Origin of the sequence: Corallococcus sp. AS-1-6, assembly GCF_020037015.1 — a bacterium.
In the GTDB taxonomy this organism is placed as follows: domain Bacteria; phylum Myxococcota; class Myxococcia; order Myxococcales; family Myxococcaceae; genus Corallococcus.
The window spans coordinates 1-13088 of record NZ_JAIQDE010000014.1 but is presented as its reverse complement, the minus strand read 5'-3'; the positions used below and the strand labels follow the sequence as shown (position 1 = coordinate 13088).

Sequence of the window (13088 nt, the reverse complement as noted above, 5' to 3'; positions counted from 1 at the left end):
CAAGCTTCTTTGACCCCACACGGGCCAGCCCGCCCGCTGGGAGCACCCTGCGCCAAAACCTGTCCGACAGTCGGACAGGTTCGCGGTGCCCTCGGCCCGGGGCCTTGCTGGCTCAGCACGTGACGCGAACGGTTGGCCCGGTGATTGGGACCGTGAACCTTACGGCGCGGCGCTTGCTCCGGTCGCGGTGTCGTTGCGGTGGATGACGCCCTCCTTCGCCACGAAGAAGACCTTCTGCGTGACCCGGATGTCCTTCACCGGGTCGCCCGGCACCGCGACGACGTCCGCCAGCTTCCCCGGCTCCAATGTTCCCAGCTTGTCCGCCACTCCGAGCAGCTCCGCCGTGTTCACCGTGGCGGTGCGCAGGGCTTCCGCTGGCGTGAGCCCTGCTTCCACCAACTGCGCGAACTCCGCCGCGTTGCGCCCGTGGGCGAACACGCCCGCGTCCGTGCCGAAGGCGATGCGCACGCCCAGGGAGATCGCCTTGCGCAACACGTGCTCCCGCCTCCGGTCCACCGCGCGCAACTTGGCGACCGTGTCCGGCGGGAGCTTGCCCTGGTCCGCCAGCTCCTTCACTCCGAAGAACGCGAAGGCCGTGGGCACGTACCAGGTGCCCTTCTGCTTCATCAGCGCCACCCCTTCATCGTCCATCAGCGTGCCGTGCTCGATGGAGTCCACTCCCGCCCGGATGGCTCGCTTCGCTCCCTCCGCGCCGTGCGCGTGCGCGGCCACCTTGCGCCGGTGCGCGTGGGCTTCGTCCACCACCGCGTCCAGCTCCGCCTGGGTGAACTGCGGCGCGTCCGGGTCCGCGTTGAGGCTCATCACGCCTCCCGTGGCGCAGACCTTGATCACGTCCGCGCCATACTTGACGTTCTCGCGCACCCTGGCGCGCAGCGCGTCCGGACCATCCGCCACGCCGGGACTCGCGTCGTGGGCCAGCAGCCCCTTGCGGAACGAGTTGCCGTAGTCACAGTGCCCGCCCGTGGAGCTCAGGCTGGAGGTCGCCGCGAGGATGCGAGGCCCCAGCACGATGCCTCGCGCGATGGCGTTGCGCAGCCCCACGTCGATGAAGTCCTCCGCGCCCAGGTTGCGCACGGTGGTGAAGCCGGCCATCAGCGTCGCCCGGGCCCACGGCAGCGTGTCCAGGGTCTGCTCGGGGATGGTGCGCTGGAAGCTGTCGATGAGGTCCTTCCTCCAGTCCGGGCCGGGCTCCACCGTCAGGTGCGTGTGCGCGTCCATGAAGCCCGGCAGCAACGTGGCGTCGCCCAGGTCCACGACGCTCGCGCCCTCCGGCACCGGCGCCTTCGGGCCCACCCCCACCACCCGGCCCTCCGACACCACCACAACCCCCGGGGTGACGACCCTCCCCGCCTTCGCGTCGAACAGGCGGGCGGCCTTCAACACCTGGACCCGGGCGGGTTCGGCGGCGGAGGCGGAGGACAGCGACCACAGGAGGGAGCCGAAGAGCAGAACGCGTCGCAAGGTCCCGCCATGCTACGCCGTGCCTCCTCCCGCTCGCATCCGGTCGAACTCCACCGCGCAGTGCGCGGAGAACACCTTCACCTCGTGTCCGTGCGCTCGCACCAGGGCCCGCAGCCGCTCCTGGTTCTGGAGCCGCACGGCGTTGTCCACGGACCTCAGCCGCTGGAACAGCGCCACCCCCCACGGGCTCCGCGGCGCCACCGGGTCCACCTCACGGTGGCTGAAGTACGCGTCCCCCGCGTGCAGCACCCAGCCCTCGGCCCCCTTCACCGCGACGCCGCAGTGGCCCGCAGTGTGGCCCGTCAGCGGCACCAGCAGCACCTCCGCGTCCAGGCCCGGAATCACCCGCACCGCCTCGAAGCCGAACCAGCGCTCACCGTCCACCGCGTAGGGGTGCCACTTCGGTCCGTGCGCCCACTGGAGCGGCCGGTACCCGAACTTCGCGCCGGCCTGGGGCGGCGTCATGGCGGCGGCGTGCTCGTCCGCGAAGACATGGACCTGCGCGTCCGGGAAGTCCGCCAGCCCGCCGACGTGATCCAGGTCCATGTGCGTGGGCACGATGTGCCGGACGTCCTCGCGCCGGAAGCCCAGCCGCTCCACCTGGGCCAGCGCCGTCTCCGCCGGATCCAACCGGGGCGTGTTCCGTCTCACGAAGCGCTGTCCCAGCCGCGCTGCCGCGTCCCCCACATCCCGGGTCCCCAGGCCCGTGTCCACGAGCACCAGCCCCCGGGACGTCTCCAGCAGCAGGCAGTGACAGACCATCCGGGCCCGCTCGAACAGGCCGCCCGAGCCCGTGACGAACCGGGCGCTGGCGGGACACAGGGTTCCACAGTTGAGGTGATGGATTCGCATGGCCCGGCAAGCTACGGACCGGACGCGGCGCCCGATTGGAGGAATCGGCCATCCGGCCCGGGCCCGGGTTGAAGCCAGGCGCCGTCCACCCCATGCTTCCCCGCATGGCCGCTCCGGCTGACACCGCGCTGGCCCCCCGGGCCGACCTGTCCCGCTTCATCCAGCGCGCGCGCGTGCTGTGGCGCGGCCCGTCCCCGGGCGACTACGTCCGCATGCCGGACGGCACCGTGGAGCTGGTGGTCCGCGTCACCTCCACCACCTGTGACGTGCACGCCCTGGGGCCCCGGGAGCAGGTGGTGCGCAAGGCACCCTCGGAGGTCCCGCCTGACACGTTGGGCATCCAGTTCAAGCCCGGCGGCGCCTACCCCTTCTTCGGCCTGCCCATGTCGAAGCTGGCCCACCGCGCGCTCTCCATCGACACGCTCTGGGGCAAGGCGGACGGCGCCCGGCTCCGCGAAGCGCTCGCGGAGGCCCCCTCCTCCCAGGCCCGCCTGCGCACGCTCGAGGCCGCGCTCGTGGACCGGCTCCACCGGGACGACGTCTACGAACCCGCCGCCGCGCACCTCGTGCGGCGCGGAATCCGCCTGCTCACCGGCGCCGGGGAGCTCCCCCGCGTCGCGGAGCTGGCCCGCACGCTCGGCGTGAGCGAACGGCACCTGCGCCGCGCCTTCGACGACGTGCTGGGCATGGGTCCCAAGGCCTACGCCCGGCTCGTGCGCCTCCAGCGCGCGCTCCAGGCCTCCAGGGTCCAGGGCGCCCGGCCGGACTGGGGGGGCATCGCCGCGGGTACTGGCTACTATGATCAGGCCCACTTGATCGCGGACTTCCGGGCCGTGCTGGGCACCACGCCGGGCGCGTGGCTGCGCGCACGGGCGGCCTGAGGCGGGCCCGGACGCGCTGCGTCGGGATGGGGCGGGTGGGAAAAGCGCCTGCCCGGTGGGGGTCCCAGGGAATCGTTCGGGCGCTCGGACGTTCTGCGGCTATCGCGGGCGTTTTCCCAGCTTGACCGTTGTCAGGCCATCCCTCACAAACGCCCCCGTCCCCGCGGGTGTCCGTCCCGCGGCCCGAAAGGATCCCATTCATGAAGCGATTGGTCGTCATCGCCGCCCTCGTGGGTGCCGCCCCGGCGCTCGCCGATGAAGGCATGTGGACGTACAACAACTTCCCCGCCGCCAAGGTGAAGGAGAAGTACGGCTTCCAGCCGGATCAGCAGTGGCTGGACAAGCTGCGGCTGGGCGCGGTGCGTCTGGCCGGCGGCTGCTCGGCCAGCTTCGTGTCGCCGGACGGCCTGGTGATGACCAATCACCACTGCGCGCGCGGCTGCATCGAGCAGCTCTCCACCGCGAAGCAGGACTACCTGGCCAACGGCTTCTACGCCAAGACGCAGGGCGAGGAGAAGCAGTGCCCGGCGATGGAGGTGAACCAGCTCGTCGAGATCACCGACATCACCGAGCAGCTCAACAAGGCCACCGCGTCGCTGACCGGCAAGCAGTACTCGGACACGCTGAAGGCGGAGATGTCCAAGGCGGAGAAGGCCTGCTCCAACGGCGACGACAAGGTGCGCTGTGACGTCGTCACGCTGTACCAGGGCGGCAAGTACAACCTGTACAAGTACCGCCGCTTCCAGGACGTGCGCCTGGTGTTCGCCCCGGAGCACGCCATCGCCTTCTTCGGCGGTGACCCGGACAACTTCGAGTTCCCCCGCTACGACCTGGACGTGACGTTCGTGCGCGTCTACCAGGACAAGCAGCCGGTGAAGACGCCGGACTACTTCAAGTGGTCGGAGGGCGGCGCCAAGGAGAACGACCTCACGTTCGTGGCCGGCAACCCGGGCCGCACCTCGCGCGCGCTGACCATCGCGGAGCTGGAGTACACCCGCGACGTGTCCATGCCCAAGACGCTCATGTACCTCTCCGAGCTGCGCGGCATGCTCACCGAGTTCCAGAAGCGGGGCCCCGAGCAGAAGCGCATCTCCAGCAACCTGCTGTTCGGCGTGGAGAACGGCCTGAAGGCGTCCAAGGGCCGCCACGAGGCGCTGCTCGACAAGAAGTTCTTCGCCTCCAAGGTCGCCGCGGAGCAGGAGCTGCGCAAGAAGGTCGACGCGAACCCCGAGCTGAAGAAGAAGTACGCCGCCGCCTGGGATGAGATCGCCAAGGCGGAGGCCCAGTTGCTCACGATCCGCAAGGACCTGAACTTCATCGAGCAGGGGCAGGGCCTGTCCGCCAGCCTGTTCCACACCGCCCGGGCGCTGGTGCGCGCCGGCGACGAGCTGCCCAAGGACAACGGCCAGCGGCTGCGCGAGTTCAACGACGCCAACCTGCCCGCCCTCAAGGCGCAGCTCTTCAGCCCCGCGCCCATCTACGCGGATCTGGAGATCGCCCGCCTGACGTTCGGCCTCACCAAGATGCGTGAGGAGCTGGGCGCCAAGCACCCGTTCGTGAAGAAGGTGCTGGGCAAGGAGTCCCCGGAGCAGGTCGCCACCCGCGTGGTGAAGGGCACGAAGCTCTTCGACCCGAAGGCGCGCAAGGCGCTCTGGGACGGCGGCAAGAAGGCCGTGGACGCGTCCAAGGACCCGATGGTCCAGCTCGCCGTCCTGACGGACGCGGACGCCCGCGCCATCCGCAAGAAGTTCGAGGACGACGTCGAGTCCGTCATCAAGAAGAACAGCGAGCTCGTCGCCAAGGCGAAGTTCGACATCTACGGCACCAGCCAGTACCCGGACGCGACCTTCTCCCCGCGCGTGTCCTTCGGCTCCGTGAAGGGCTACATGGACGAGGGCCAGCAGGTCGCCCCCATCACCCAGATGTCCGGCACCTTCGAGCACGCCACGGGCCAGGATCCGTACGCGCTGCCCAAGTCGTGGCTGAAGTCGGAGAAGGTCATCACCGGCACCACGCCGATGAACTTCGTCACCACCAACGACATCATCGGCGGCAACTCCGGCTCGCCCGTGGTGAACAAGAACCACGAGGTCGTCGGCCTGGTGTTCGACGGCAACATCCAGTCGCTGGGCGGTGAGTACGGCTTCGACGAGTCCGTGAACCGCACGGTGGCCGTGCACTCGGAGGCCATCATCGAGGCGCTCCAGAAGATCTACGGCGCCAACCGCGTCCTGGAAGAGCTGCGCCCCGGCAGCACCAAGGTCGCGCCGGTGAAGGCGAACCCGGCGGGGTAGTCCTCCCGCCGGAGTCCTGAAGTCCCCAGAGGCTGTCCGGTGCGAACCGGGCAGCCTCTTGTTCTTGGTAGCGTGCGCCCATGCCGTACGACACGCGCGCCGAGCAGTTCATGCGGGACGGGTTCCTCCGCCTCGACGGGGCCTTCCCCCGCCAGGTCGCGGACGAGGCCCGGGCCATTCTCTGGCGGGACACGGGGTGTGAGCCGGACCGGCCCGCCACCTGGACCCGCCCCGTCATCCGCCTGGGCATGTACGCCCAGAAGCCCTTCGTGGATGCCGCGAACACGCCCGTGCTGCACGCGGCCTACGACGCGCTCGTGGGCGCCGGCCGGTGGCTGCCGCCCGGGGCCCTGGGCACCTTCCCCGTGCGCTTCCCGACCCCCGACAACCCGGGGGCCGACCCGGGCGACGCGGGGTGGCACGTCGACGTGAGCTTCGACTTCGACAAGCCGGACTTCATGGACTGGCGCGCCAACGTCGCCTCCAGGGGCCGGGCGCTGCTCATGCTCTTCCTCTTCTCCGACGTGGGCGACGACGACGCGCCCACCCGCATCCGCGTGGGCTCGCACCAGGACATCGCCCGGCTGCTGGGCCCGGCCGGCGAGGCGGGCCTGACGCTGCGTCAGCTCGCGGCCAACGGCTTCGCGGAGTCCGCCCACCGGCGGGAGGTCCTGGCCACGGGCGAGGCGGGCACGGTGTACCTGTGCCACCCCTTCCTCGTGCACTCGGCCCAGCCGCACTGGGGAACACGGCCGCGCTTCATGGCGCAGCCGCCGCTGCTGCCCCGGGAGCCCCTGAGCCTGGCCCGGCTCCCGGAGGACACGTCGCCGGTGGAGGAGGCCATCCGGCGCGCGGTGACGTGAGCCCCCTGCCCTACCGCCTCACTCCCACTCGATGGTGGCGGGCGGTTTGGAGGAGATGTCGTAGACGACGCGGTTGATGCCGCGCACCTCGTTGGTGATGCGCGAGGAGATCTTCTCCAGGATGGGGAACGGGATGCGCGCCCAGTCCGCCGTCATGCCGTCCACGCTGGTGACGGCGCGCAGCACGCAGGTGGACTCGTAGGTGCGCTCGTCGCCCATCACGCCCACGCTCTGCACCGGCAGCAGGACGGCGAAGGCCTGCCACACTTCCTTGTACAGGCCGGCCTTGTGGATCTCCTCCTGCACGATGGTGTCCGCGCGGCGCACCAGGTCCAGGCGCTTCTCGTTCACCTCGCCCAGCACGCGGATGGCCAGGCCCGGGCCCGGGAACGGCTGGCGGGAGACCATCTCGTCCGGCAGGCCCAGCTCGCGGCCCAGCGCGCGGACCTCGTCCTTGAAGAGCTCGCGCAGGGGCTCCACCAGCTTGAGCTTCATCTGCTCCGGCAGGCCGCCCACGTTGTGGTGGCTCTTGATGGTGACGGACGGGCCCTTCCACGACACGGACTCGATGACGTCCGGGTACAGCGTGCCCTGCGCCAGGAAGCCCGCGTCCTGCACGTCGCGCGAGGCCTCCTCGAAGACGGCGATGAACTCCCGCCCGATGATCTTCCGCTTCTGCTCCGGATCCGTAACGCCGGCCAGCTTCGACAGGAAGCGCTCGCGCGCGTCCACCGTCTTGAGCGGCACGTGGAAGCGGTCCACGAAGAGCGCCTCCACCTGCGCCCGCTCGCCCTGACGCAGCACGCCGTTGTCCACGAAGATGCACTGGAGCCGGGGGCCGATGGCCCGGTGCAGCAGCAGCGCCGCCACGGAGCTGTCCACGCCGCCGGACAGGCCGCAGATGACGCGGCCCTCTTCGCCGACCTGCTTGCGGATGGTCTCCACCGCCTCGTCGATGAAGCCCTTCATCGTCCACGAGCCGGTGACCTTGCAGTCGTTGAAGAGGAAGGCGCGCAGCATGGCCTTGCCCTGCGGCGTGTGGACCACCTCCGGGTGGAACTGGAAGCCGTACCAGGGGTTCGTCTTGTGGGCCGCCGCCGCGAAGGGCGAGTTGCCGCTGCGGCCGATGGCCTCGAAGCCGGGCGGCAGCTCGTCCACCCGGTCGCCGTGGCTCATCCACACCTGCACCTGGTCGCCCGGGCGGAACTCCGCGAAGGGGCCCCGCGCGGCGAGCACCTCCACCGCCGCGCTGCCGAACTCGCGGTGGGCGCTCCGGTCGATGCGGCCTCCCAGGAGCTTGGAGATCAGTTGGAGGCCGTAGCAGATGCCCAGCACCGGGACGCCGGCCTCGAAGACGTACGGGTCGCAGCGCGGGGAGCCGGGCGCTTCCACGGACGCCGGCCCGCCGGAGAGGATGATGCCCTTCGGCGCGAACTGCCGGATGTCGGCGGCGGGGAGGTCCGGGCGGTGGATCTCGCAGTAGACGCCCAGCTCGCGCACCCGGCGGGCGATGAGCTGGGTGTACTGGCTCCCGAAATCAAGGATCAGGATCTTCTCGGAGTGCAGGTCCACCGGCGATTCTCCCAGGGGGCGTCGTTGACGGGTGGGGGCCCTTATCGCTACAAACTTCGGGAAATCAACGCTGAAAGGCCGTCAATTGTTCGTGCGCCGCCTGTCCGCTTCCACTGCAGCAGCCATGCTCCTCCTGTCCTCCGCGGGGTGCGTGAAGGAGATCACCTCCGACGAACGCCTGGAGCGGGACACCCGCAGCGTCGCGGTGAAGGACGCGCCCGGGGTCGAACAGCTCTCCAAGCTCACCTGCGACGACACCACCGCGCCCCTGAACAAGGCCCGGGACGTGAACCGGCCTGAGTCCGACCGGCTGGTGGACTACGTCAACCTGTACTCGTCCCTGAAGGACCGCACCCACACCTTCGAGGAGGCCATGGCCCGCAACCCGGACCTGAGCTACCGCGAGGGCAGCCAGAGCCTGGTCAACGCCAAGGACACCTGCATCCAGCAGACCGCGGACGTCCGGGTGGAGTTCGAGACCTACCTGCGCGAGCTGGTGGACGTGCCCACGGTGCAGGAGATCAAGGGGGGCAACACCGTCACGGTGGCCCGCCTGGACTTCGGCACCCTGAAGAAGGCCATCGAGACGCTGGACCCGGACGACCGCGAGTCGCTCCTCCAGCGCGTCAACGCGGCGGAGAAGCGCGTGTCCACCACGGCCGCCCCCGCCGAGGACTCGTCCACGGGCGGCGGCAAGCGTCGCGGCAAGTAGCCGCCCGCGGTCCCCTCCCCCGGCGCGCTGGCCGGGGGAGACACCCCTGCCCCCCGAAGCCTCCCGGTGACGGTGAGGCCTGGGGGCGGTGGAGGCCCTACTCCATCCGGTAGTTGGGCGCTTCCTCGGTGATGATGACGTCGTGCACGTGGCTCTCCTTGAGCCCGGCGGACGTGATGCGGACGAAGTTGGCCTTCGTGCGCAGCTCCTCGATGGTGGCGCAGCCCACGTAGCCCATGCCGCTGCGGATGCCGCCCAGCATCTGGTGCACGTTCATGGAGAGGGTGCCCTTGTACGGGACGCGGCCCTCGATGCCCTCCGGCACCAGCTTCACCGCCTCCACGTCGGACTGGAAGTAGCGGTCCTTGGCGCCCTGCTTCATGGCGCCCAGGCTGCCCATGCCCCGGTAGCTCTTGTAGCTGCGGCCCTGGTACAGGATGACGTCGCCGGGGGACTCCTCCGTGCCGGCGAACAGCGAGCCGATCATCACGGAGCTGGCGCCCGCGGCGAGCGCCTTCACGATGTCGCCCGAGTACTTGATGCCGCCGTCGGAGATGATGGGGATGCCGTGCTTGTCCGCCTCGCGGGAGCAGTCATCCACCGCCGTCACCTGGGGCACGCCCACGCCGGCCACCACGCGGGTGGTGCAGATGGAGCCCGGGCCGATGCCCACCTTCACCGCGTCCACGCCCGCCTCAATCAGGGCGCGCGTGCCCTCCGCGGTGGCCACGTTGCCGGCGATGAGGTCGAAGCCCTTGAAGTTCTTGCGCGTGTCGCGCACGCCTTCGATGACGCCCTTCGAGTGGCCGTGCGCGGTGTCCACCACGATGACGTCCACGCCCGCCTTCACCAGCGCGTCGATGCGGGCCTCGCGGTCCGCGGACACGCCCACGGCGGCGGCGCAGAGCAGGCGGCCCTTGGCGTCCTTGGCGGCGTACGGGTGGGTGCGGCGCTTCTCGATGTCCTTGATGGTGATGAGGCCCTTGAGCTCGTAGGACTCATTGACGACGAGCAGCTTCTCGATGCGGTGCTCGTGCAGCAGCTTCGTGGCGTCGTCCTGGGTGATGCCCTCGCGGCCGGTGACGAGCTTGGTCGTCATCACGTCCTCGACCTTCTGGGACAGGTTCTTCTCGAAGCGCACGTCGCGGCTGGTGAGGATGCCCACCAGGCGCTTGCCCTGCACCACGGGCACGCCGGACACGCCGTGGACCTTCATCAGCTCCAGCGCGCGGGCGAGCGGCGCCTTCGGGTCGATGGTGATGGGGTCCACCACCATGCCGCTCTCGAACTTCTTGACCTTGAGGACTTCCAGGGCCTGCTGCTCGGGCGTCATGTTCTTGTGGATGACGCCGATGCCGCCCTCCTGCGCCATGGCGATGGCGGTCCGCGCCTCCGTCACGGTGTCCATGGCGGCGGACAGCAGGGGCACGTTCAGCCGGATGTTGCGGGTCAGGCGGGTGGTGAGGTCGGCATCACGCGGGGTGACGGCGCTCTCACCGGGCAGCAGGAGCACGTCGTCGAAGGTGAGGGCCAGCCGGATATCGGGGTTCAACATGGGGGCTCCCGGAGGCCCCGCGGGGCACCAGCGCCCGGCGGGTGCGTGTCCATACGGTTTGCGCGGCTGCCGCGCAACGGAAGAAGGTTTTTTGCCGCCCGTTCCCGGGGACTTCAGGTGATACTCGGCGCCCCACCAACACTTCTTGGGACTTGGACCGGGCCTTGGCGGAATTGAATCAAGCGGGGGCGGTCGGGCTGGTGGTGAAGCTGCCCTTCGCCACCCCCGAGGAGTTCCTCGCGAAATACGGGGGCAACATCACCCGGGGCGGCATCTATTTGCGCGCCAAGGCCGTGCGCCCCCCGGGCACGGCCGTCACCCTGGACCTCCGCCTGGCGAGCGGCGACCGGCTCCTCTACACGGCGGCCATCGTCCACTTCGTCACCGGGCAGCAGGGCCAGGGCATCTCCGGCATGGGGCTGAAGTTCGGGGAGGCGGATCCCCCGACCCGCCGGTTCCTGGACGCCGCGGTCGCCATCCTCCCGCACGCCCAGTCGGACGTGCCGCCCGTGCCCAACGGCGTGGGCCCCCCGGACTTCACCGTGCCTGCCCCGGCGGCGGCCCCTGCCCTGCCCCCGACCGTGGCCGCGGACCCTGGCGCTCCGGCCCGGATGGACGCCCCGGCCGCGGCCCCCGCGCCCGCGCTGGAGATGGTGACGGACGCGTCCCTGGGGCTGAACATCGAGGAGCCGCCCCGGACGGGGCCCGTCATCGGCATCGACCTGGGGACGACGAACTCGTGCGCCGCGTTCGTGCGCGGCAACAAGCCCGGGGTGCTGCCCAGCCGCGAGGGCCACAACACGGTGCCCTCCATCCTCGCGTTCAACCAGCGCGGCAAGCTGGTGGTGGGCCACCCCGCGAAGGGGCAGATGCTCACCAACCCGCGCCAGACGGTGTACGGCGCCAAGCGGCTGGTGGGCCGGCCGTACGCGTCGCCCATCGTGGGGCAGATCAAGGGCCGCTTCCATTACGAGATCGCCGCGGGCCAGAACGGCGAGGCGGCGGTGCGGCTGGGTGACCGCATCTATTCGCTCCAGCAGATCTCCGCGCTGATCCTCCGCGAGGTGCGCGAGGTGGCGCAGAACCAGTTGGGCCAGCCCATCTCCCGGGCGGTCATCACGGTGCCCGCCTACTACAACGACAACCAGCGGCACGCGGTGCGCGAGGCGGGGAAGCTGGCCGGCCTGTACGTGGAGCGCATCCTCAACGAGCCCACGGCGGCGGCGCTGGCGTACGGCTACGGCAAGAAGCTGAACCAGCGCGTGCTGGTGTACGACCTGGGCGGCGGCACGTTCGACGCGTCGGTGCTGGAGCTGAACGACACCGTCTACGAGGTCATCTCCACCGGCGGCGACACGTTCCTGGGGGGCATCGACTTCGACAACGCCATCGTGGAGTACCTCCTGCAGGAGTTCGAGCGGCAGACGGGCCGCGCCTTCCAGGGGGACCGGGTGGCCCTGCAGCGCATCAACGACGCGGCGGAGCGGGCCAAGTGCGCCCTGTCCGAGCGCTCGGAGATGCGGGTGCACGTGGCCTTCATCACGATGATCGACAACAAGCCGTACGACCTGGACGTCACGCTCACGCGGCAGAAGTTGATCGCCCTGACGGAGGGGCTGGTGGACCGCACGGTCCAGGTCTGCGAGGAGGTGCTCCAGGCCAAGGGGCTGAAGCCGCAGGACATCGACGAGGTCATCCTCGTGGGTGGGCAGAGCCGCTTCCCGCTGGTGCACGAGAAGATCACGAAGTTCTTCGGCCAGCCGCCCAGCAAGGGCGTGCACCCGGACGAGGCCGTGGCGCTGGGCGCGGCGCTGCTGGCGCACAGCCTGGGGCAGTTGGAAGGCGTGGTGCTCATCGACGTGCTGCCCATGGCCATTGGCGTGGGGCTGCCGGGTGGGCGCTTCAAGCCGGTGCTGGAGCGCAACGTGTCGCTGCCGGCGGTGAAGAGCTACACGCTCTCCACGCACCGGGACGGGCAGACGGAGCTGGAGCTCACCGTCTTCCAGGGTGACTCCGAGCGCGCGCAGGACAACGAGTACCTGGGCACGCTGCGGCTCGCGGGCCTGCCGAAGAAGCCTCGCGGCGCGGTGCAGGTGACGGTGACGTTCGAGGTGAACAACGAATCGCTGCTCAAGGTGACCGCGAAGGAAGGCACCACGGGGCGCGAGGTCGTCAGCACGTTCACCACCCGCGATACGCCGGAGGCGGTGAAGGCCCGGCTGGCGCAGGAGGAGTCCGTGGCCGCGGCGCCGGTGCCTCCGGTCGTGACTCCGGGGAACGCGGTCGCGGCGGCGCGCAGGGTGGCGGCGTCCGTGCCGGTCGTTCCGGAGGCGGCGCCGGATGCCGCTGTCGTGTCCAAGCAGAAAGGTTTCATGGGGTGGTTGAAGGGACTGTTCGGACGCGCTTGAGGGCGTGACGGGTCCCTGCCTCCCGAGTGGGCTGGCATCGAGGGTCTCCTGTGATTCATCACCGGGAGTGCCTGAGGAATTGAGGAGTCGGGCTGCTATGAAGTGTCGAAATTTTTCGACACTGGACGGCCCCCCCCGTGACCGACCTCCCTCAATGCCTTCCTGGCGTTCTGCTGAAGCTTGCCCAAACGCCGTCCGGCCGCGCGCCGCTCTACACATTCCTGGGAGATGACGGAGAGGAGGTCGTCTGGAGCGCGTTCGATTTGGACGTGCGCGCACGGCGGATCGCCTCGGCGCTGCGTGAGCGTGGAGCGCAAGGCGAGCGCGTGCTGCTGCTGTACCCGCCGGGGCTGGACTACATCGCGGGCTTCTTCGGGTGTCTGTACGCGGGGGCGGTGGCGGTGCCGGCGTATCCGCCGGACCCGATGCGGCTGGAGCGCACCCTGCCCCGCCTGCGGGCCATCATCCA

Annotated in this window: 10 protein-coding genes; 6 read left to right on the top strand and 4 right to left on the bottom strand. The window is 70.1% G+C overall.

What is annotated here, in order from left to right:
* Positions 1-159 precede the first annotated feature (159 nt).
* Positions 160-1482, bottom strand: coding sequence for an amidohydrolase family protein (locus K8612_RS20260; RefSeq protein WP_223763494.1), 1323 nt, complete (start codon positions 1480-1482; stop codon positions 160-162).
* A gap of 12 nt (positions 1483-1494) precedes the next feature.
* Positions 1495-2334 carry an MBL fold metallo-hydrolase gene (locus K8612_RS20255; RefSeq protein ID WP_223763493.1) on the bottom strand — a complete coding sequence of 280 codons (840 nt, stop codon included), beginning with the start codon at positions 2332-2334 and terminating at the stop codon, positions 1495-1497.
* 104 nt (positions 2335-2438) lie between these two features.
* Between K8612_RS20255 and K8612_RS20250 the strand changes: the two genes are divergently transcribed.
* The 3 genes from K8612_RS20250 (at position 2439) to K8612_RS20240 (ending at position 6372) form a co-directional block, all read left to right on the top strand.
* Positions 2439-3215: an AraC family transcriptional regulator gene (locus K8612_RS20250; RefSeq protein WP_223763492.1), complete on the top strand. Its 777-nt coding sequence runs from the start codon at positions 2439-2441 to the stop codon at positions 3213-3215.
* Between the two features lie 200 nt (positions 3216-3415).
* Positions 3416-5509, top strand: a complete 2094-nt coding sequence (locus tag K8612_RS20245) for a S46 family peptidase (protein WP_223738375.1) — start codon at positions 3416-3418, stop codon at positions 5507-5509.
* A gap of 80 nt (positions 5510-5589) precedes the next feature.
* A complete protein-coding gene (locus tag K8612_RS20240) occupies positions 5590-6372 on the top strand; it encodes a phytanoyl-CoA dioxygenase (RefSeq protein ID WP_223763491.1) in 783 nt (260 codons plus the stop codon).
* An 18-nt stretch (positions 6373-6390) separates the two neighbouring features.
* Here K8612_RS20240 and guaA read toward each other — a convergent pair whose 3' ends face one another.
* Positions 6391-7944 carry a glutamine-hydrolyzing GMP synthase gene (gene guaA / locus K8612_RS20235; RefSeq protein ID WP_223763490.1) on the bottom strand — a complete coding sequence of 518 codons (1554 nt, stop codon included), beginning with the start codon at positions 7942-7944 and terminating at the stop codon, positions 6391-6393.
* Between the two features lie 124 nt (positions 7945-8068).
* Here guaA and K8612_RS20230 point away from each other — a divergent pair, with 124 nt between their 5' ends.
* Positions 8069-8656, top strand: a complete 588-nt coding sequence (locus tag K8612_RS20230; RefSeq protein ID WP_223738380.1) for a hypothetical protein — start codon at positions 8069-8071, stop codon at positions 8654-8656.
* 97 nt (positions 8657-8753) lie between these two features.
* Here K8612_RS20230 and guaB read toward each other — a convergent pair whose 3' ends face one another.
* Positions 8754-10211, bottom strand: coding sequence for an IMP dehydrogenase (gene guaB, locus K8612_RS20225; RefSeq protein WP_223738381.1), 1458 nt, complete (start codon positions 10209-10211; stop codon positions 8754-8756).
* Positions 10212-10375: 164 nt separating this feature from the next.
* Between guaB and K8612_RS20220 the strand changes: the two genes are divergently transcribed.
* Positions 10376-12619: a TIGR02266 family protein gene (locus tag K8612_RS20220; protein ID WP_223763489.1), complete on the top strand. Its 2244-nt coding sequence runs from the start codon at positions 10376-10378 to the stop codon at positions 12617-12619.
* A gap of 137 nt (positions 12620-12756) precedes the next feature.
* Positions 12757-13088, top strand: a 332-nt coding sequence (locus tag K8612_RS39600) for an AMP-binding protein (protein ID WP_223763488.1), incomplete at its 3' end; no start/stop codon positions are given.